Origin of the sequence: Alkalibacterium putridalgicola (genome assembly GCF_900109825.1) — a bacterium.
In the GTDB taxonomy this organism is placed as follows: Bacteria; Bacillota; Bacilli; order Lactobacillales; family Carnobacteriaceae_A; genus Alkalibacterium; species Alkalibacterium putridalgicola.
This window is the reverse complement of the sequence record NZ_FOBL01000020.1, coordinates 23,630-44,574: the sequence shown is the minus strand read 5'-3', so window position 1 is coordinate 44,574 and position 20,945 is coordinate 23,630. Positions and strand designations below refer to the sequence as shown.

Annotated in this window: 17 protein-coding genes; 5 read left to right on the top strand and 12 right to left on the bottom strand. The window is 42.3% G+C overall.

The window, feature by feature from the left end; translation table 11 throughout:
• Positions 1-71: 71 nt before the first annotated feature.
• From BMX84_RS07775 to BMX84_RS07765, 3 genes are all read right to left on the bottom strand, one after another.
• A complete protein-coding gene (locus tag BMX84_RS07775; protein WP_177165509.1) occupies positions 72-974 on the bottom strand; it encodes a YitT family protein in 903 nt (300 codons plus the stop codon).
• A complete protein-coding gene (locus BMX84_RS07770) occupies positions 964-2,592 on the bottom strand; it encodes an amidohydrolase (RefSeq protein WP_091488643.1) in 1,629 nt (542 codons plus the stop codon). The genes BMX84_RS07775 and BMX84_RS07770 overlap by 11 nt, the downstream gene beginning before the upstream one ends.
• 129 nt (positions 2,593-2,721) lie before the next feature.
• Positions 2,722-3,348 (bottom strand): glycosyltransferase family 32 protein, encoded by a 627-nt coding sequence (locus BMX84_RS07765; RefSeq protein WP_091488642.1) that lies wholly within the window; start codon positions 3,346-3,348, stop codon positions 2,722-2,724.
• Positions 3,349-3,512: 164 nt separating this feature from the next.
• Between BMX84_RS07765 and BMX84_RS07760 the strand changes: the two genes are divergently transcribed.
• The gene (locus tag BMX84_RS07760; protein ID WP_091488640.1) at positions 3,513-4,883 is read left to right on the top strand and encodes an MBL fold metallo-hydrolase; all 1,371 of its coding nucleotides are present in this window, start codon (positions 3,513-3,515) and stop codon (positions 4,881-4,883) included.
• A gap of 603 nt (positions 4,884-5,486) precedes the next feature.
• Here BMX84_RS07760 and BMX84_RS07755 read toward each other — a convergent pair.
• Positions 5,487-6,842, bottom strand: a complete 1,356-nt coding sequence (locus tag BMX84_RS07755) for an MATE family efflux transporter (protein WP_091488638.1) — start codon at positions 6,840-6,842, stop codon at positions 5,487-5,489.
• Positions 6,843-7,016: 174 nt separating this feature from the next.
• Between BMX84_RS07755 and BMX84_RS07750 the strand changes: the two genes are divergently transcribed.
• Entirely contained in the window at positions 7,017-7,697 is a 681-nt protein-coding gene (locus BMX84_RS07750; protein ID WP_177165508.1) for a CAP domain-containing protein, read from the top strand.
• Positions 7,698-7,799: 102 nt separating this feature from the next.
• On the opposite strand, the gene BMX84_RS07745 is transcribed toward BMX84_RS07750, so the two are convergent.
• The 5 genes from BMX84_RS07745 to BMX84_RS07725 form a co-directional block, all read right to left on the bottom strand.
• Positions 7,800-9,302 carry a pyruvate kinase gene (locus BMX84_RS07745; protein ID WP_177165507.1) on the bottom strand — a complete coding sequence of 501 codons (1,503 nt, stop codon included), beginning with the start codon at positions 9,300-9,302 and terminating at the stop codon, positions 7,800-7,802.
• A gap of 144 nt (positions 9,303-9,446) precedes the next feature.
• Entirely contained in the window at positions 9,447-10,925 is a 1,479-nt protein-coding gene (locus tag BMX84_RS07740; RefSeq protein ID WP_091488630.1) for a hypothetical protein, read from the bottom strand.
• A 137-nt stretch (positions 10,926-11,062) separates the two neighbouring features.
• Positions 11,063-11,842 carry a carbon-nitrogen family hydrolase gene (locus tag BMX84_RS07735; protein WP_091488629.1) on the bottom strand — a complete coding sequence of 260 codons (780 nt, stop codon included), beginning with the start codon at positions 11,840-11,842 and terminating at the stop codon, positions 11,063-11,065.
• A 199-nt stretch (positions 11,843-12,041) separates the two neighbouring features.
• A complete protein-coding gene (locus BMX84_RS07730) occupies positions 12,042-13,022 on the bottom strand; it encodes a polyprenyl synthetase family protein (RefSeq protein WP_091488627.1) in 981 nt (326 codons plus the stop codon).
• 266 nt (positions 13,023-13,288) lie between these two features.
• Entirely contained in the window at positions 13,289-15,142 is a 1,854-nt protein-coding gene (locus tag BMX84_RS07725) for an FAD-dependent oxidoreductase (RefSeq protein ID WP_091488625.1), read from the bottom strand.
• Between the two features lie 431 nt (positions 15,143-15,573).
• On the opposite strand from BMX84_RS07725, the gene menA reads away from it, so the two are divergent.
• Complete coding sequence (menA, locus tag BMX84_RS07720) at positions 15,574-16,515, top strand: 1,4-dihydroxy-2-naphthoate polyprenyltransferase (RefSeq protein WP_091488624.1); 942 nt, start codon at positions 15,574-15,576, stop codon at positions 16,513-16,515.
• Positions 16,516-16,795: 280 nt separating this feature from the next.
• On the opposite strand, the gene groL is transcribed toward menA, so the two are convergent.
• Complete coding sequence (gene groL, locus BMX84_RS07715; RefSeq protein ID WP_091488622.1) at positions 16,796-18,421, bottom strand: chaperonin GroEL; 1,626 nt, start codon at positions 18,419-18,421, stop codon at positions 16,796-16,798.
• A 57-nt stretch (positions 18,422-18,478) separates the two neighbouring features.
• Complete coding sequence (gene groES, locus BMX84_RS07710; RefSeq protein WP_091488620.1) at positions 18,479-18,763, bottom strand: co-chaperone GroES; 285 nt, start codon at positions 18,761-18,763, stop codon at positions 18,479-18,481.
• 241 nt (positions 18,764-19,004) lie between these two features.
• On the opposite strand from groES, the gene BMX84_RS07705 reads away from it, so the two are divergent.
• Together BMX84_RS07705 and BMX84_RS07700 are read left to right on the top strand one after the other, a co-directional pair.
• The gene (locus tag BMX84_RS07705) at positions 19,005-19,667 is read left to right on the top strand and encodes a CPBP family intramembrane glutamic endopeptidase (RefSeq protein ID WP_177165506.1); all 663 of its coding nucleotides are present in this window, start codon (positions 19,005-19,007) and stop codon (positions 19,665-19,667) included.
• Between the two features lie 35 nt (positions 19,668-19,702).
• Entirely contained in the window at positions 19,703-19,903 is a 201-nt protein-coding gene (locus BMX84_RS07700; protein ID WP_091488617.1) for a YdiK family protein, read from the top strand.
• A gap of 50 nt (positions 19,904-19,953) precedes the next feature.
• On the opposite strand, the gene BMX84_RS07695 is transcribed toward BMX84_RS07700, so the two are convergent.
• A complete protein-coding gene (locus BMX84_RS07695) occupies positions 19,954-20,634 on the bottom strand; it encodes a redox-sensing transcriptional repressor Rex (RefSeq protein ID WP_091488615.1) in 681 nt (226 codons plus the stop codon).
• Positions 20,635-20,945 lie beyond the last annotated feature (311 nt).

Below are 20,945 nucleotides of genomic sequence, written 5' to 3'. Positions count from 1 at the left end.
GTCATTACTCCTCTTTTTTTACACTTTATAATAATTATAAACTAAACAAATCAAATTACAACCATTCTTGTTTAATCATTCCACTCTTCTTCAGCCTCGGTTATCCGTTGTGCCTGTACTTCCTCTGATAAGTAAGAAAACCCTTCTCCCGTTACTTCCTGAACATGAGAGATCGTCATGAATGCATTGGGATCGATCGCCTCAACGATCCGTTTGATCCGAAGGACTTCTCTACGGCTGATTATGATGTACAGAATCTCTTTCTTTTCTTTGGTATAATAACCTTTGCCGTCTAAAATCGTGATGCCCCGGCCCAGCTGCTGCTCGATCGCTTCGGCTATCTCCACATACTTAGCAGAAATGATGAAGAAGGATTTCCTGGGATTCAGACCCTCAAGTATAAAGTCTATCACTTTACTCTGGATGTATAAATTGATCAGGGTCAAGAAGGCATTTTCCGCACCGATAATAAAAGCACTCGGAACAACGATAAAGACGTCGATCAAAAGTAAGGCTGTTGGGACATTGATGCCCGCGTATTTGTGAAGGAGCTTGGCGATGATATCACTGCCAGCTGTCGTTCCGTGTCCCAGCATGATCAGTCCGATCCCTGCTCCCATGAATACGCCAGAACCTATAGGCGCCAGCAGAGTGGTTTCAGGAATGAAGGCCCACTGTGTGACGACCAGTAAAAGGACAGAGATGATACCGTTGGCTATCAGCGTATAATATAAGGTTTTTTTATCCAGGAACTTATAACCGATGGCAAGAATAAATATATTTATAATGAAGATGGTATAAGAAGGCGGAAGCCCAAAAAGATAAAACAGGATCAGAGAAAAACCCGTCAATCCGCCTTCAGCCAAACCATTCGGCACGGTAAACACATTCACACTTATGGCATAAAGAAGTGAACCGATGACAATGAGTATAATGTTTTTCACACGAGCTTGAGTTATCACATTATTTTTCATTTGCTTCACCGGTCTTGTAGACACATTTCCCGTCAACAAAGGTCGCCAGAACATTAGTCGTCTTTATATCGTCCAGATCACAAGTGAAAATGTCTTTGTCCAGAACGATAAAATCAGCCAGATATCCCTCTCTGATCCGCCCTTTTTCAGTTTCTTCAAATGATGCATAGGCACTTTCATAGGTATAGGCATCGATCGCTGCACAGATATCCATAGCTTCTTCAGGAAGATAAGGGTCATTTCCGGTACTTTCTAGACGGTTTCGTGTTACTGCACATTGAATGTTATAAAAAGGATCAAAAGAAACCACAGGGGCATCACTACTGAATGACTGATGGATCCCTTTGTCATGCATCGTCTTAAACAAATAAGAGGTTTCTGCCCGCTCATTTCCCACGCGCTCTCTTATAATCGGGATGTCGTCATCAAGAAAGATCGGCTGGACGTATGTGAGATAATCCTTTTCTGCTACCCGGTCGATAAGGTCGTGTCCGGTGATCTGCATATGGTTGATGCCGAGTCGGAGCGTATTCGGCTGACCATTCAGGGTGTTGTCATAAGCGTTCAGGATCATTTCGATACCGCGGTCCCCTATGCCGTGAATGATCACCTGATAGCCATTCTCTACTGCAAGTGTCACTTCTTCTGTCAGCTTTTCCTGAGTCTTGGTCACTATCCCAAAAGCAGCCGGGTCATCCGTATAAGGCTTTCTCAAGGCCGCAGTCCGCGCTCCCAGTGTCCCGTCGATAAAGAATTTGACCGGACCGATTTTATTCCAGGCTGAGCCTTGTTGGAATGTATAGTCACTATTGAAGAAGTCGGATAAATACTTGCCGTTATTAAACCAGACCTGCTGATAAAAACGGACCGACAACCGGTCTTCATCTTCCAGTTCTTTATACAGTAAGAGGGTTTCTTCGATCGTTTCATCTTTAGCATCATTCGTGTGCATCGATGTCAGTCCTTTTTTATTGGCCAGTGCCATCGTATCCACGAGCAATTCTTTTTTCTCTTCACGGGATTTCTTCGGCAATTTTGCCTTAACGAGATCAACAGCTCCTTCTGTCAATATCCCCGTCAGCTGACCGGCATCATCTTTCTTTATTTCTCCGCCTGTAGAAGGACGGGTCTCAACTGTTATATTAAAATGATCTAAAGCTGCGGTATTCAGGCTCATAACGTGTCTGTCCACCCGCACCAATACGATAGGGACCTCCGTTGAAGCCTGATCAAGATCCGAACGGTCCGGCATCCTTTTTTCATCTGTAAAGGTCGTATGGTTCCATCCTTCAGTATATAAAACATCATCTGCCGTCAATTTATTCTTCTTTATGTAGTCCCGACATCTTTTTATGAGTTCGTTCATTGAGGTCACATCTGTGATTGGCAGCAAACTTAGATACTCTGCAGTCATCAGAAAATGCAGATGCGAATCATTAAGCCCCGGCAAGACTGTTTTTCCTTTTAAGTCTGTCACTGATTCCCGTGCTGCTTCTGTAAGGCCCTGCAGGCAGGCATCGTTCGTTCCAACTTTGATTATTCGATTACCTTCTACGATCATCGCTTCTGCAAAGGAATCGCGTTCAAGGTATATTTTTCCATTTATAAATACTTTCATCCAATCACCCTTTCATGTACTCACACTCTTTCACATTATAACGTTAAACCTGTCTGTATGCACCGTATCCCATGAAAAAAAGCCAGAACTGTAATGTTCTGACTTGCTTCTAAACGGTAATGACAAAGTCTATAACCAGCTGCCCGTGAACTGGTGGATCCCATGTGTATTTTCTGTCGCATCCACTTCCCGGGTCCAGTAATCTTTCGGAGAAAAATATTCACGCGGAAAAATCGTGCAGCCTTCTATCTCCTGACGTGTATTATTTGGTTTGAGGCCTCTTTCGATCATTATTTCAGTGATCCTTATGACGTTTGTCTTATCATCTCTAGAACCGTCGGGCAAAATGAATTCTCTGCCTTCATAGTCATTGTACAGTTCTTCGATAAAGGGATGATGCGGTTCTGCGCCAATGATTCCAGTGGATATTTCAGTTTCGATTTCAAAGCTGAAAAAAGCCGGGAATTTTCGGAACTTGTCGATCGGCTTGATAAGTTCCATATCAGTATCGCAGTACACGCCACCGTATTCATTCAATGCATATAGTCGGGCCACATCTGAAACGAAGGCCCAGTCTTCTCTCTCATAAGCTTGTTCAGCGTACTTTCCGTGTTCTTTCGGATCAAAATTAGACTCATCCCAGCGCTTGATTTCCCAGTCAGGACAGTATTTTTTCCAGCTTTCCAGGCACTTTTTTTCAAGTGGTCCTAGTTCATTCCCACCAAACCAGGCATAATGAATAATTTTAGGTATCATAATCTTCTCTCCTTCTAAGTACTACCCTCAGTTTAACAAATTATAATCATAAAAATCGATCATAAAGACTTGAACACTGCTCAAGCATTATGATAAAAGGATAACATTTATCATGTTAAACTATAATCAATAAGAATCTTTTATTCATTCAAGGAGCTGATTACATGTATTTTAAATCTTTTTTTGATAAACAACTCGCACAAATGGCTTATCTTGTCGGCTGCCAGCGGACTGGCGAAGCCATCATCATAGACCCTCTCCGGGATATCGAAGACTATATCGAGACTGCCGAAGCAGAAGGATTAAGGATCACAAAAACAGCGGAAACTCATATCCATGCCGACTTCGCATCTGGACTGCGAGATGTCAACCGTAAACTGGACGCCGTTCCCTACGTTTCTGACATGGGTGGTGAGGATTGGAAATACCAGAACATGCCTGACAATACTGTATTCCTGGCAGAAGGTGATACCATTGAAATCGGCAACATCATCCTCGATGTGATGCATACCCCAGGGCATACACCAGAAAGCCTATCCTTCTTACTGACAGACAAAGGCGGCGGTTCTTCCATCCCGATGGGTATCTTCTCGGGCGATTTCCTTTTCGTCGGTGATGTCGGCCGTCCAGATCTGCTTGAAACAGCTGCTAAACTGGAAGGTACGACTGAATCTGGAGCTGAAGATATGTATGGATCTGTGCAGAAAGCCAAAGAATTGCCGGACCATCTTCAAATCTGGCCAGGACATGGTGCAGGAAGTGCCTGCGGAAAGTCACTGGGCGCAGTGCCGATGAGTACCCTCGGTTATGAAAAAGAAAATAACTGGGCATTCCAGTATACTGATGAAAAAGAATTCAAAAAAGAACTCGTAGAAGATCAGCCGGAACCGCCGCATTACTTTGCCCAAATGAAAAAAATCAACAAGATCGATGTCCCTCTGGCTGCGGATACACGGACCTATCCCGTTTCGACAAACGAGCTGACTGAGTTGACGATCGATCTTCGTCCAAAAGAGGTTTATCAGTCCGGACATAAGCACGGAACACTTAATATTCCTATGAACGAGAGTTTTCTCAGTTACGCCGGGTGGTTCCTTGATTACGACAAAAATATGACCTTCATTGGCAGAAAAAATGACGCCGACGAAGCAGCTAAACAGTTGCAGCTCATCGGCTACGATAAAGTAAAAGGTTACATCAGTCCGGATAATTTAGACCTGGATACCGTTTCTCTGACTATCGAATCAGAACAATTTGTGACGATGTATAAGCAGAAAAATCAGGATCTGAATATCTTAGACGTACGAAGTAAGTCTGAGTGGGAAGAGAACCATCTGGAAGGAGCCAGACGGGTCCTGTTCGGGGATCTGCTGACCGATGATCTCCCTTTTGACAAAAATGAACCAGTCTTTGTTCACTGCCAGTCGGGGGTCCGTTCCGGTATAGCCCTGGGAGCACTCGAAAAACGGGGCTATACTCATATCGTGGATATCAAAGGCGGTTTCGGCCAACTGGAAGAACTGATGGATGAGTGATCCTGATTTCATAGATTCATGTATCTAAATGCGTAATAAAAATTTCATACTCTGATTATTTAAAGGTAGCGGTCGATGCGTCGACCGCTTTCCTTATCAGATGTAGGTTAGACGATTAGGATCAGTTATCACTCTCTTAAGTGCTGAATGTAGCGAAGTTCGGTAAGTACACGCTCCTTATTTCTTCCTAATTGTCGAACCTAGGTGATGTTCGGTCGATAGAAATCGATAAAGGAAACCTACTTACCGAAGAAGCGCTTATTCGGTAAGTAGCACGTCAAATCGCTTATCAAAGTGTCGAATAGAGGGTTAATTCGGTATGTAGCTTATCGGCTTCGTCAGCTACTTACCGAACATAGTCAACTTCGACAGGTTAGATTCCTAAATGATATCCTACTTGTCGAACACGCTTATAATAAAAACCACAGTCGAAATCCCAGTTAAAAACAGAAAAGTCCTGAACAAAAAATCATAAAGATTTTTATTCAGGACTTTTTTAAACACAACTAAGCAGAAATATTTTGTAGATCGAGCAAATTATTTCTGCTTTATATTTCCATTTAGATTTAAGATACACCTTTGTCCCAGGCTCTCTTCTGTTGTTTATTTTAATGGTTCGATTTTCTTCTTGTATATAAAGCGCATAGCCATGACTGCAAAGACAACAGTCACACTTTCAGAGATCAGCTTAGACCACCAGACCATATTGACATCTCCAGTCAGGGATAAAGCGTAGGCAACCGGCACGAGCACGAGCAGTTGCCGGATGACTTGGATCCATAAACTGATCACGGCATTGCCGATAGCCTGAAAAACAGTCCCTAGCATGATACTTATGCCTGCAAAGACAAAACTCAGGCTGATGGTTCTCAATGCTGGGACCCCGATCCTCAGCATTTCATCCGAAGCACTGAACAGGTTCAAAAACTGGACTGGGAAGATTTGAAACAGCAGGGTCCCTGTCAGCATGATCAATCCGCCGTACATGAGAGACAGTTTGATCGCGTTAACCATCCGCTCTTTATTTCTGGCTCCGAAGTTATAAGACACGATAGGGACCATGCCGTTATTCAGACCGAATACTGGCATGAATGCAAAGCCTTGAAATTTTATATAGACCCCATATACCGCTATAGCTGTGGGTGTGAACTGCAGCAGGATATTATTGAAAATCAGCGTCACTAATGACGTGATAGAGGTCATGACCATCGACGGGATACCTACCGAATAAATACGCTTGATCACTTTCAGATCCGGCTTATTTCCGAAAATATGCATATCCAGGTCATCGTTGACTTTACTGTTTATGACAAAGGCTAATGTAGCAGATGTCATCTGTGCGATGACCGTGGCAATAGCAGCACCATATACCCCCAGCGCCGGGACACCGAACCATCCGAAGATAAGGATCGGGTCAAGGATGATGTTCAAGATAGCCCCGGTCCCCTGAGTGATCATCGTATAGTACGTCCGGCCGGTCGCCTGCAGAATACGTTCATAAGTGAACTGCATCAATTTACCTATCGACAGGGTCGTAATAAGTACCGTATACTCCATTCCGTATCGAATAATTTCACTGTTATCCGTCTGCATCTCAAAAAATGGTCGAACAAAGAACAAGCCAAAGACAAGGAATATCCCATAATGGAAGAGCGTCAGGAATACGCCATTATTGGCCGCAGCACTCGCCAGTTTTCTGTCGTCTTCTCCTAATCGCTTGGATAACTCTGCATTCATTCCGACACCGGTCCCGATACCGATAGCAACCATGAGCATCTGAATCGGAAAAACGAGTGACAGAGCTGCCAAGGCATCTTCGCTGATCTGAGCGACGAACATGCTGTCGACCACATTGTAAAGGGACTGGATGAACATCGAGATCATCATTGGTACCGAAAGAGTTAAAATGAGTCTATTCATCGGCATCGTGCCGAGCTTTTTTGAATTCATATTTTTCATGTCACTATCTCCTAGAAATATGTATCGTCTAATCGTAACTTCTTTTAGTATACAAAAGCAGCATCCCGAATTGAAGTGAATGGCCCTAGTTAAAAATGAATGAATAATAATCTGTTTAACTTTTTCCTTGAATCACTTTCTGGTAAACTGATTCAATAACAGAAAGGCATGAGAATGATGAAACTTCTAAGAAAAATAATCACATTACTATTAGTCCTCACTATAGGCTTCTGGCTCGGGGCAAGCGGCCTGCTGAACGGTACGCGTGCCGGCAGCTGGATGAATACAGCCGTGGATTATTTCCCTACGCGAATGGAGCTGCAGCAGTTAAGGTCTTCATTTGACACTTTCCCTCTTATTCAAGATACCTCTTTTACACAAGATCAGGAAGGTCAGAAATCAAAAAACAATACGATACTGGAATCAAATACCCATGCAGACGTCGACTATGATGTTGTTGAACAGACAATACTGACATTGGTGAATGAATTAAGGGAAGAACAAAATCTCAACACACTAGCCTCCAACGACATGCTGAAAGCCGCTGCCATCATCCGTGCCGTGGAAACGGAAGAAAGCTTCGACCATATCCGCCCCGATGGATCAGGACCTTTTACCGTCTTTGAAGAAGAAGGGATATCCTATCCGTATAAGGTCGTGGGCGAAAACCTGGGAATGGCGACCTATTACATGAATGAAGAAGAGATGGCTGAACTGCTGTTCAATGGCTGGGTCGAAAGTGAAGGTCACTACGAAAACATGATCAAACCGGAATATGAAGAAATCGGTGTAGGCGTTCATTACGATGGTGAATTCCTCTATGCCACTCAGATTTTTGGTACGCCTTTATACTGAACAGCCACACAGCCAAATCAGTGACTGTCCTTAGTTTACATTTTTAAAGCAGAAGCGAGTTGATGATCAGCCCGCTTCTGCTTTTTTTGTTTTGGAGATCTTCTATTTATCTTTAGCAATACTTAGCGCTCTCAAAAGTGATGTCTTTTTGTATTGATGTTCCTGCATCTTTTCCAGTATCTCACTTAAAAAGGCCACACCCTCCGGAAGATGATCGCCTTTGTTGAGCATGACACATTCTGCCCGTTCACTCTCTGCTGCATCTGTCACTTCGGCTCTTGTCGGGACACCACTTGAAACCATATTATCCAGTACTTCCGTCCCCCATACAACTGGGATATCAGCCGCTTCAGAGATCCACATGATTTCCTGCTGAAGTTCGGCTAATCGGCTGTATCCAGTTTCCACGGCCAAGTCTCCTCTAGCGATCATGACGCTGAATGGATTCCTGCTGGCAGCCGTCATGATAATGGCAGGCAGATTTTCCACAGCCTGAACCGTTTCTATCTTAGCCATCAAAGGGATTTCAGCTGCACGCTGTTTATTTGTCTGATGGATAAGTTCTTTCTGGACTTTTTTGATGTCGTCCGCATCTTTAACAAATGACAAGCCAAGGATATCGGCATGTTCAACAGCAAATCCCAAATCATCCTTGTCCTTAGCTGTCAGCATTTCAAGATCGAACTGACTTTTCGGGAAGTTCAGACCTTTTTCGGCTTTCACACGGACGCTTTTTCCGGTACGGGTCCGTTTCACTTTAAGGACCGCTCCATTCTCCGCTACTTCATCCACTACCGATTCAATCGTTCCATCATCGTATAAGACCGGGTCCCCTTTTTTAAGGGTTTCAAATATTTCCGGGATACTGCATCCGGCAGTTACTTTTGATTCAAAATCTAGAGGTAATGTCTGATTATCCTTCGTCAGATACCATCTGTCCCCAGGACTGACTTTGGGCTTTTTCAAAGTCGTAAAGACCCAGTCTGTTCTTATTTTTGGCCCCGCAATATCCATCAGTATTTTCACTTCAGTCTGTTCGTCTTTTGCTGCTTTTCTAACTTTGTCGACCATTTTTTTCCAAGTCTCGGTATTATCATGGGCACAGTTGATCCGGGCGACATTCATACCGCAAGCGATCAGTTCTCTGAGAAACTTGCTGTCTGTTGCTGCCTCTGACGGCAAAGTGACCATGATACGCGTATGCCGGTTCTGAGGCTGCTTCCCGAACTGTTCAATCGCATTTTTACTCAACTGTTCCTGACCAGTGATATATGATGACTGGGATGGGTAAGACCATCGACTGTCTTTTCCAGCTATCGCCGATAAACTGGCCAGGACAGCATCGATGTTATTCAGTGTACGGGACTCTAGCCTGCCCAAAGAAGACAAGCCCCACGGTGTGAGTTCACTTTGAATGTCTCGTACATCACGTCTTCGGAGCGCAAGATAATAGGCCAGATTTTGTGCACTTAATTCGAAGGCATCACGGCTGATTTCATTCTCCCATTTTTTGAATGCTTTTGTCCCTTCTTCATAGATGTTATCTCTCAAGTCTGCGACCTTGTTTAACAAGTTATTCACACGTTCTGTGGATTCCTGATCCATATTCTTCCCTCTCCTGACTTTTATCAACACGGGCATGATATTCTCTTCAGTTATATTATACCGGAATCTGGCTGTTTCTCACGTCATAGCTTTTCAGATAACATACAGAAAAAGCCCCTACCATAAGAAATGATCGTTCTTTAGTTATGCATCCCACTGTTCTATCTTCTTTTTGGCCTGTTCGATGAACGTTTTGAGCACTTTGATTCTGGCATATTTTTTCTGCTGTCCTTCGACGATGATCCAGGGCGCATGATCCGTATCAGTCCGAACCAGCATCTCATTCATGGCTTCGATGTGCTCATTCCATTTTTCACGATTGCGCCAGTCTTCATCAGTGAGTTTATATACTTTGTCCGGTTCAGTCTCTCGGTCTTTGAACCGATCCAGTTGTTCATTCTTATCGATATAGATAAAGAATTTCAATATAAGCGTACCGGCATTATAAAGATGTTTTTCCATCTGATTGATTTCTTTATACGCACGATTCCATTCTTCCATGTCAGCCAGATCTTCCACACGCTCGACCATCACCCGGCCATACCAGCTCCGGTCAAAAATCTTCATGTCGCCTTCTTTTGGAAAATCCTTGTAGAAACGCCATAAGTAATGGTGTTCCCGTTCGAGCTGCGATGGCGCCGACGTCGTCACGACTTCATAACCCCGAGGGTCCATTTCCCTTGTCAGACGTTCGATGGCCCCGCCTTTACCCGCTGCGTCTACACCCTCAAAGACCAGTATAGTCGGTATACCTTTTGTGTACAACTCAAAAGCTAGTTCTTGAGCTTCCATCTGCAGTTCGTCTTTTAATTCATCGTATTCATCATCATCCAGCTTCAAATTCAAATTCAATTTGTTCAGCGGCTTTTCCATAGGTACATAATCTCTCATCTGTCTGCGAAGGCCGCCATTTTTCATCCCCATGATCCGGTCGATACCTTCATGGATCAGATCGATCGACATTCCGAGCACTTTATCTGAGGCCTCTTTTTTATCTTCAGAAGAGACGACATGCCACTTACTGAAGGTGAAGTCTGACTTTTCCAATATTTTATCAAAATGTTCAAGATAGTCATGATACTGATCATACTGATCCTCATCACGTTCGCTGATCATAAATGAACGGTATTCGTCACCTTTCAGCTCATCGATCCGCTTTTGCAGTGTGTCTTCTTTCTGGTGCAGGAAAAACTTGATAATGATCGCATTGTCATCCAACAGCTGTTTTTCTATCGAACTGATATCCTCTATATTCTGCTCCAGTTCTTCCTGTTCAATCGACAAATCGTTGAACAGCTTAAAATAAAAGCTCCGGTCATAAATAGCGATGTCTCCATAGCGCGGCGTTTTATTCCAGAAGCGGCATAAAAAAGGCCGCGTCCGTTCTTCTTCCGTTGGTGTTTCAAAGACGCTTACCTTGAAATGCTTGGGATTCAATTCCTTCACTAAATCTTTTATGACATATCCTTTACCGGAGGATTCCCAACCATCTATTATGATAAGTACGGGAATATCAAGATTACCTATTAAACGCTGCGCCCGAGAAAGCCGTTCCCCCAGTTCCTTTGTTTTGAACTGACTATACGGGTTCTCAAAGTCATTAAAGTCATACTCTGTTATCATGCTGTTGCCTCCTTAAAATAATCAGCCATCCTGCTAAACAGTTGCTTTACTTTAGAAAAGACAGCACACTGAAGCACTCTTTATGCCAGTGCATATCCCTTTCATTCTGCAATCAGAAAAACCGGGACATGTTTGCTTTAGTACAATTCCCTGCGCCGGTCGTTGTAAACAGCGATCTCCCGACGGATATCCGGGATACTAGTAAGGTCCAGATCAGCCCATAACACCATTTCTTCTTCTCGTGCTGCAGCCAGACTCTCGCCTGATGGTCCGAAAATACTTGAATGACCACAAAAATTCAATTTATCCGTTGTACCAACACTATTTACCCCCACAACAAAAAATTGATTTTCAATAGCCCGCGCGCATAACAAGGTTTCCCAGGCGCGCATACGGGGGTGCGGCCAAGCAGCTGGAATAAATAAGACTTGGACCCCCTCCAGAGCCATTTTACGGATCCATTCTGGAAAACGCAGATCGTAACAGATTGCGATTCCCGCTTTTACACCATCAATATCAAAAATGCCCATCTGATTTCCAGCTTTAAAAATCTGATGCTCCTGTGATGGCGAAAAGAGATGCACTTTATTATAGGCATGCACCACTTCCCCCATACGATTGAAAACATAACTTGTGTTGTAAAATTTCCCGTCAGACTGAACTGCCACCGAACCTCCGACGATATTGATCATATATTTCTTTGACAGATCACTTAACAGACGTTTTGTCTCTTCACCTTTAACATCTGCACATCCTTCCAGATCCTTCGGGAAGAAAGAGACATTCCACATTTCTGGAAGTACGATCACATCTGGTTTTTTTCTCTCGACCGCTGTCCGGATAAGTTCAGATATTTTTCTGAAATTCTTCGCTGGTTCCTTAAAAGCTAAATCAGGCTGCACAGCTGCTACTCTCATTCTATCTCTCCTCTGATTTGTTTTCTTCATTTTACCAGTAACAATGATCATTGGCTAAACTTAACAGTTTATTATGTAATGAAATTCAGTATCATTCAAAAAAACTATCAAACCATGAAAGCTCAGCATCACTTCATATATGAAGTATATATAATATGGCACAAAAAAAGCTCCCTCAGGGGAGCTTTTTTGATTGGTTCTACATTTCACGATTGAGCATTTTCAGTGTGATTTCCTCGATCACTTGTTTTTCTTTTGATTCTGGAAGACCGGCAATACGCTTCATGGCTTTTTTGGTATATTTCTCAGCCAGTTTTTTTGCCTCATTCACTCCATCTGCTTCAGTCACGAGCAGCTGTATTTTTCTTGCCTCTTCTTTCGTTGTTCTCTCACCTTTCGATAACAACGGCAGCAGATCTTTCTTGTTCTTTCTTAAAGCAAAAATCAGAGGAGCAGTATAGATACCCTGTCTAACATCTTCCAGAACAGGCTTACCAAAATCTTCAGATAACTGAGTATAATCCAGGACATCATCCATAATCTGGAAAGCCATACCGATATGACTTCCGATATAATAACAGTAGCGAGAAAATGACTTTGAATTGCCACTCTCCATTGCTCCTGCATAACAAGATAAAGCAAAGAGCTGAGCTGTTTTTCCTGAAATCTGGGTCAGATATTCACGGATGCTCATATCTTTTTTATAGCGTAAATGCATCTGGTTCAATTCCCCCATTAAAATACGCTCCATACCATCCGTACTGATCGTCAAATTCTCCATTGATTCAGCATGTTTGGCTAGAATACGGAAAAAGACAGTAAACAGATAGTCCCCGGCATATACTGCAACATCTTTCCCGTATTTATCTTGAATCGTCTGCTTGCTTCGTCTTGTTGAAGCTTCATCAATAATATCATCATGAATTAACGTAGCTGTATGCAGCAGCTCTATAGCCGCAGCTAGACTACGTGCTCTTTCAGGCGAATGCTCTTCACCAAAACTTGAAAATAACAGAGTGTAGGCTGGACGCAAAAGTTTCCCGCCTGAATGAAGCATATCTAAGATAGCCGCTTCAACTTCCTTATTTCGAAGGAATATCTCCTTATCGATCATCGTAAGCGTCTCTTTTAGTTCAGACTTTACTTCAGGATAGGCGTCCCACATTGGGTGTATCTCCATCTTGATTCCTCTTTCCTTTTTTTGACACAGTTTTCGCAGGGAGGGCGTTGGTACAACCAACACTAATACAGCAGCCAATAAATATACTCTCGGCATTGGCCTCCTGGATACCATTCTATTTTTCACTTTAGCAGTCTCTTTTAGTTTACCATTATTCTACGATCAGAACAGACCATTGAATTAAAATATTTTAAAACGATAAAAAAGAATGAAGGAGAGCATCATCATTCATCCTTCACTCTTTTTTAGTTATTTAATTGAAAAAGTTATTTCTGTTTATATACTGGCTTTGTTTTTCCATACCACCAATTTCCAGCAACCTTCTGTATCCATGGAATAGCGTAGTAATCTAAACCGAATGCACGGCCGGAACCATTCATTAATGAAAGAGCTACAAAGACGAACCAGATATTCACCCAATAGAACATACCGGATAAAGTAAAGCTGGCTACCAGAGCAATAGTTAAAGCACTAACAAGCCAAGTGAACAATCCGAAAATAAGCGCCAGACCTACACCAATTTCAACAAGTGTCATAACTTTCTGGAAAATAAGAGCAATGTCGGTATTTGGAATCATAAACTCCATGATCGCTTCAAACCAGCCTGGTGCTTCCTTTAAAATCATCATAGGTTCTTCACCATATACATAACTTAGTCCAAATACCGGATCAGCCGCTGCTGTTTCGGCAGCAGGTGAAGCACCGGAAGTTGCATCCTGGAGCCATGAGAATGGTAAAGCCACTCTATCAGTGAACCAGCTTTCTGAACCGAATAAACCAAACGCTTTTTTCAGTCCTTCAACGAGCCACATACTACCGAAGAATACCCTCAGTGGAACACTCCACAGCACATTGCCATATCGGGAAAGATGTCCGCGGAAAATATTCCGTTTATCTCTAATATGGAAGAACTCATGGAAAACATATTGAACGGCATAGTATCCAGAACGGATTTCAAAGAAGTAAAGAAGATTGACCAAGTGTTTAACTAAAATAGCAAAGAAGCCAGAGAGATTATACTTGCCCATCAATTCAGCTACACCATATGTCGATCCGATGGAAACCATGAAGCCCTGATAATTACTTTCATGTTTGTGCTTTTCAGTACCTTCAATAGCAGCGACAATGTTTTCGGCAGCTGTATGTCCGGTCTGTTCAGCAGCCTGAACGATTTGAGGAGTTGGAGCCCCATCTTCCTCTACATAGTAAACCAGGTCACCGATAACATAAACATCATCATAACCTTCAGCTTCCATGTACTCATTGGCCACTAAACGATTGGCACGTGCTTTTTCCAGTCCGAAATCTTCTGTATCAGAGTTGGCTTTAACACCGGCTGTCCAGATAAGAGTATGTGTCGGTATTTTTTCTCCAGATTTCAGTTCGATATGATCAGGTGCCACTTTTACAATAGGAGAACTTTTGAGGATTTTGATTCCTCTTTTTTCCATATAACGTTCTGCTTTTTCAGCATTTTTACGTGATATCATATTTAAAATAGTCGGAATAGCTTCAACAACGATCAGTGAGATTTCATCTGGATCGACTTTATGATCTTTTGCAAGACGGTCTTTCCAGTCTGCGAGTTCACCGATCATTTCGATCCCTGTAAAACCGGAGCCGCAGACAGTGAATGTCAGCATGGCTTTACGCTTGGCATCGTCACGTACAGTTGAGGCTTCGGCAACTGTGCTCTCAATGTGTTCACGAATCTTGATTGCATCTTCCATAGACCACAGTGTGAAGGCATGCTCTTTAACACCAGGAGTGCCAAAGTCGTTGGGTTCTCCACCCATACCTAAAATCAGATAATCGAATGAATAAGAATCATTCTCAGTCTTGACTATGTTTTTATCATGATCGATATCCAGTACATTGTCAGTCACCAACTTCACGTTCTTCTTACGGCTGAACAGACGCTGCAGATCAAACTGAATCGCATCAGGTTCTACACGCCCACCAGCAACTTCATGAAGTTCAGTCATATATGTTTGATAAGGATGACGATCGATCAATGTAATCGTAACATCTTCATTTTTCTTGAATCGTTTAGCGAGTCTTTTAGTTGCCGCAACTCCGGCAAATCCCGCACCGACGACGACTATGTTTTTTTGGGACATTCTTCCCACTCCTTAATATTTTTTACACAACAGTTTAAACAAACTTTTCTTACAAGATTATGATAATACTTATTTATAAACCCTAAAAGGCAGATTGCGTCTGAAAATAGAACAGCAGACAATGTTTAAACTTTCACATGCAACAGGATTAATTATACATTAGAAGAAAAATTTTGTCTAGTTAATATGAGACAAATTTCAATAACTCGAGAGAATATTAATTTTATGTGACAATTATTGTCTCACACCGTCTTTCCGACTACGTCCTTGTTTTTTTTATCCTTATTTCTCTCACTAATATAAAATGTCAGAAGATAAAATCTCATATTTCCTCCTATAGTTTTATGTTATACTCTATAGCAGAGTATTTTAGAAGCAGTAATGTCATGCTAGTTGCAAAGAATCAAAATAGAAAAAGAAGGAAGATCAAAATGAAAGTATCTGTATTCATGAAATTAGTGGAAATACAAACTAAAATCGCCAGTTTATTCCCGTTCCTCCTCGGCGTGTTGTTTTCGGCTTACTACTTTTCCGAATTCAACTTTTGGAACACGCTTCTCTTTTTTGTCGCCATGATTTTGTTTGATATGACGACAACAGCCATTAATAATCTAATGGATTTTCAAAAAGCAAAAGATAAAACATATCAGCAGAACGTCAATATTATCGGACGTACCGGTTTATCAGAAAAGAAAGTGATTCGTCTGATTTTTATTATGCTTGGACTTTCCATAGTACTGGGTTTAATACTAGTCTATCGGACAACATTTTTACTTTTGGCTATCGGGGTTGTTTGTTTTGCTATAGGGATCTTTTATACGTTCGGACCAATACCTATCTCTAGAACGCCATTGGGAGAAATACTTTCCGGACTGACTATGGGCTTTGGCATTTTCTTTATTGCAGTGCTGATCAATGATTCAGATGGCAGTCTGATCCGTTTAGCTTTTGAGGGACCTGAATTTTTTCTGACCGGTAATCTGCAGGCTATCTTTTCAGTCTTTTTAGTATCCTTGCCGACTGTATTTCTGATTTCAAATATCATGCTAGCTAACAACACGTGTGACCTTGAAGAGGATATTGTCAATCACCGGTTTACTCTCCCCTTTTATATCGGGAAAGAAAGAGCTGTTTTACTTTTTAACCTGTTGATGTATCTCTGTTATGTGATCATCGCTTTATCTGTTGTCCTGGGGTACCTTCATCCTTTAATGCTCGCTGTTTTCATTACTTTCCCCTTGATCAAAAAGAACTTGAATGCCTACAACCAAAAACAGATAAAAACGGAAACGTTTGTGGTAGCCATCAAAAATGTAGTCCTTTTCAGCAGTGTAGAAGTCGGCCTGCTGGCTCTCAGCTTATTTTTTGTATAAATTTCAAGAATATTTATCAGCGCTCTAACGTCGGCCCAAGATCATCATTCCGGCATGATTCTCTGATCGATCAAAGAATTTAAGAGGACGGGACAAAAAGCGTTTAGCCCTGTAGCTTCTAACGCAGCCCCGCCGATAACTGCTGAAGTAGTTTTCGGCGGGGCTGTTTATTGGAACACGTTTATAACAAATGATTCGGAATCGCCAAAGAGGGTAGGACAAAAGTCCTACCCTCTTTTCATCTAAAATTTCTATATTGTTCAGGAAATAAATCTCGTTATTACATCATGCCGCCCATGCCGCCGGGATTCATTCCGCCAGCCTGGTTGTCATTTTCTTCAGGGATTTCTGCGACAGCTGCTTCTGTTGTGAGAAGTAGGGCTGATACAGATGCAGCATTCTGAAGAGCTGAACGGGTAACTTTAGTTGGATCGATGATACCCGCTTCAACCATATTGACCATTTCCCCAGTTGCGGCGTTAAAGCCGATTCCTGGCTCAACATGTTTCAGACGTTCAACGATGACACTGCCGTCAAGTCCAGCATTTTGTGCGATCTGACGGACAGGTTCTTCCAAAGCACGCAGGACGATCTTCACGCCGGTCTCTTCGTCGCCTTCAGCGTCGATTTCTTCCAGTTTATTTAAGATATTGATATACGCAGTCCCTCCGCCGGCAATCACGCCTTCTTCAACGGCCGCACGTGCAGCATTCAATGCATCTTCAATACGCAGTTTACGTTCTTTGATTTCCGTTTCAGTTGCTGCACCCACTTTGATCACTGCCACACCGCCGGCTAACTTGGCGATACGTTCCTGAAGTTTTTCACGGTCAAACTCAGAGGTGGTTTCTTCAGCTTGAGAACGCAGCATGCCGACACGCTGTTCGATGGATGCTGCATCACCGGCACCTTCAACGATCGTTGTATCATCTTTCGTCACAACGACTTTACCTGCCGTACCTAGCTGGTCGATGGTCATATCTTTAAGATCCAGACCTAAGTCACTTGTAACGACAGTTCCGTTCGTCAGTGTAGCGATATCCTCAAGCATACCTTTACGGCGATCACCGAAGCCAGGTGCTTTAACGGCAACAACATTCAATGTGCCACGGATCTTGTTCAGGACTAATGTAGGAAGAGCTTCGCCTTCGATATCATCAGCAATGATCAGGAGCGGACGATTCTGCTGCATGATATTTTCAAGGACGGGTAAAATCTCCTGAACAGATGAGATTTTCTTGTCTGTGATCAGGACATACGGATTATCAAGACTAGCTTCCATCTTCTCGTTGTCTGTCACCATGTACTGAGATAAGTATCCACGGTCAAACTGCATCCCTTCAACGACATCCAGTTCCGTTTCGATACCTTGAGACTCTTCTATCGTGATTACGCCGTCACTGCCGACTCTTTCCATAGCGTCTGCAAGCAAGTGACCGATTTCCTCGTCTCCGGAAGAGATTGCTGCGATCTGTGCAATAGATTCTTTGTCAGCAACTTGTGTTGAAATCTCGCGAAGTGACTCAACAGCTTTCTTCGTTGCCATTTCGATTCCACGACGGATACCGACCGGGTTAGCACCAGCTGTCACATTTTTCATACCTTCGTTGACGATAGCTTGAGCTAATACAGTTGCTGTAGTTGTACCGTCGCCGGCAATATCGTTGGTTTTGCTTGCCACTTCAACGACCAGCTGGGCACCCATGTTTTCAAATTTATCTTCCAGTTCGATTTCTTTTGCGATCGTGACTCCGTCATTAGTGATTTGAGGAGCACCGAATGATTTATCTAAAATGACGTTTCGGCCTTTTGGACCTAATGTTACTTTAACTGTATTTGCCAGTTTATCTACTCCGCGCAGCATTGCTGCACGGGCATCTTCAGAAAATTTAATATCTTTAGCCATGTTTTAATTCTCTCCTTCGTTGATTATATTGAAAATGAAATCGTTAAAACGAACGAATTATTCGACGATCGCAATGATGTCTGTATCTTTGACAACTAAATATTCGGTCCCCTGATATTTGATCTCAGATCCGGCATATTTTTCAAAGATAACTTTGTCGCCAACTGAAACGGCTGGTTTGGAATAGTTACCATTATCAAGCAGTCTACCTTCTCCTGCAGCGACTACTACGGCTGTCTGTGGTTTTTCTTTGGCAGAATCCGGCAGGACCAAGCCGCTTGCAGTTTTTTCTTCTTCTTTTTTCACTTCAAGAAGTACGCGATTTCCTAAAGGTTTCAACATAATGTAATCCCTCCATAAGTAAATTGTTTGTTTTGTCTTATTTTTTTCACTATCAGCTAGTGAATAAGTGAGTTTTAGCACTCTAACCAGTCGAGTGCTAACTCCAATTCTAAGTATATTCAAAACAGAATGATCTTGCAAGCCCTATCTCAAAAAAACATTCATTTTTCCTTGTGTGGAAACGGACCTCTATTTGTGTTAAATTACTAGTATTGTATATAACAAACAAAGGATGACTTTAATGGATCAAATCACTTTAAATAAAAAAGCGGCAACACGTATCATCATACTTTTCCTGCTTGTTCAAGTCCTGGCAGGGGTCATTCCTGTCTTTCTACCTGAATCATTAGGAACGATAGGATTTTTGACACCGTCACTCGTCCTCTTCACTCTAGGTGCGGTCGGTATGATAGCGATCGAAAAAAGATTTCACATGCATTTTCCATTTGAAAAACCTCTAAACAAGCAGAAGAAAGACGTTCTGCTATGGGGAATCGCCGGTATCTTTATCGCCCTCTTTGCACAGAACCTGGCGAGCATCATCGAGGTCCAGTTGCTGGGATCACCGATGGAGTCTCAGAATACACAAATGCTTGTCGAAGTGGTCAGAAACTACCCTGTCTTCATCCTTCTCATAGGAGTGGCCGGGCCGGTCATGGAAGAATTCGTATTTCGAAAAGCGATTTTTGGGATGCTCATTGAAAAAACTGGCGGTATCGGTGCAGCGGTCATCAGTTCACTATTGTTTGCTTTCGTCCATTTTGACGGTCTGCTACTTGTCTATTCATCCATGGGGTTTGTATTCTCCTGGCTTTACTTCAAAACCAAGAATATCTGGACACCGATCATTGCGCATTGTCTGATGAATACCCTGGCCGTAATTGCGAACCTATATTTCCTCTGATCATGACTAAATTTCCCATGTAGAAAGGATCCACTATGACAGAAAAACAGCTTAAACTACAAATCGTTTTTAAATATGTATTCTTTGCACTTTTCCTCTTCTTCACCATTGACTCGGTTTCATCAAATGGGTGGGGGTTCTTTTCCTATCTGTTTGCCCTTTTTGCAACAAAGGACTTTGTGAACGGGACACGTTTGGCGCAAGCCTATTACAACATCAAAAAAAGTAAGAGATAACTAAAAGCGTACCCGCTCTAATCAAGCGGGTACGCTTTTTTAATTTCAATTTAGATAATAAAATCATTCAACGGTTCATCCGGGTCATCTGAATTTTCCAGATCCTGATAGTAATTGATAAAGTAGATCAGTGTCTGCAGCTCATTTGTCAAATCAACATTATGGACGCGGATATGTTTAGGCACCGTCACACGGATCGGCGTGAAATTCATGATACCTTTAACTCCACCTTCAACCAGCTGGTTGGCCATATCCTGAGCGATTTCTGAAGGCACTGTTAAGATGGCCACATCGATCTGCTGCAGGTCGAGCTGTTCTACCATTTCATCTATGGAGTAGATCGGCACACCTTGATGGATCGTTCCGATCAGCTCATCTTTGACATCAAATCCGGCACTGATGCGGATATTATTATTGCGGCGGAAATTATAGTTCAGTAACGCCTGTCCCAAATTACCTACACCGATCAGGGCAACGTTGGTCAGTCTATCCTGATTCAGCGTTTTACTGAAAAAGTTCATTAACGCTTCAACATCATAACCATAACCTCTTTTACCTAGAGCACCGAAATATGAAAAGTCGCGTCGGATCGTTGCGCTGTCCACTTTTACGGCTTCACTTAACTTGGCAGATGAGATGCGTTCCTTGCCTGCTTCATATAAGAACCTCAAATAGCGATAGTACAGCGGCAAACGTCTCGCTGTCGCTTTAGGTATTTTCTTTTCAACCATCATTCATTCTCCTTATCCGATTTTAAATTAACTTTAGTTTAATCATTATAAATTACTGTTTATTCAGTCTTTGTGCATTCACAAACTATAAGTAATATGCCACTTTCTATTATAGCATTAATCTTACTAAATAAAAGTAAAATAGCCTGAAATCTGAGAATATTCATAAACTTTAGAGTACATCTAAATTGTATATATATGAACGTTAAAACGATTAGTGAGCAATCGTACATGATAATAGCTAATTCTTAATTGAGAATGTGATTCACAATATAATCTTATATCACTGGACTCCTGTATTGTTATCTGCT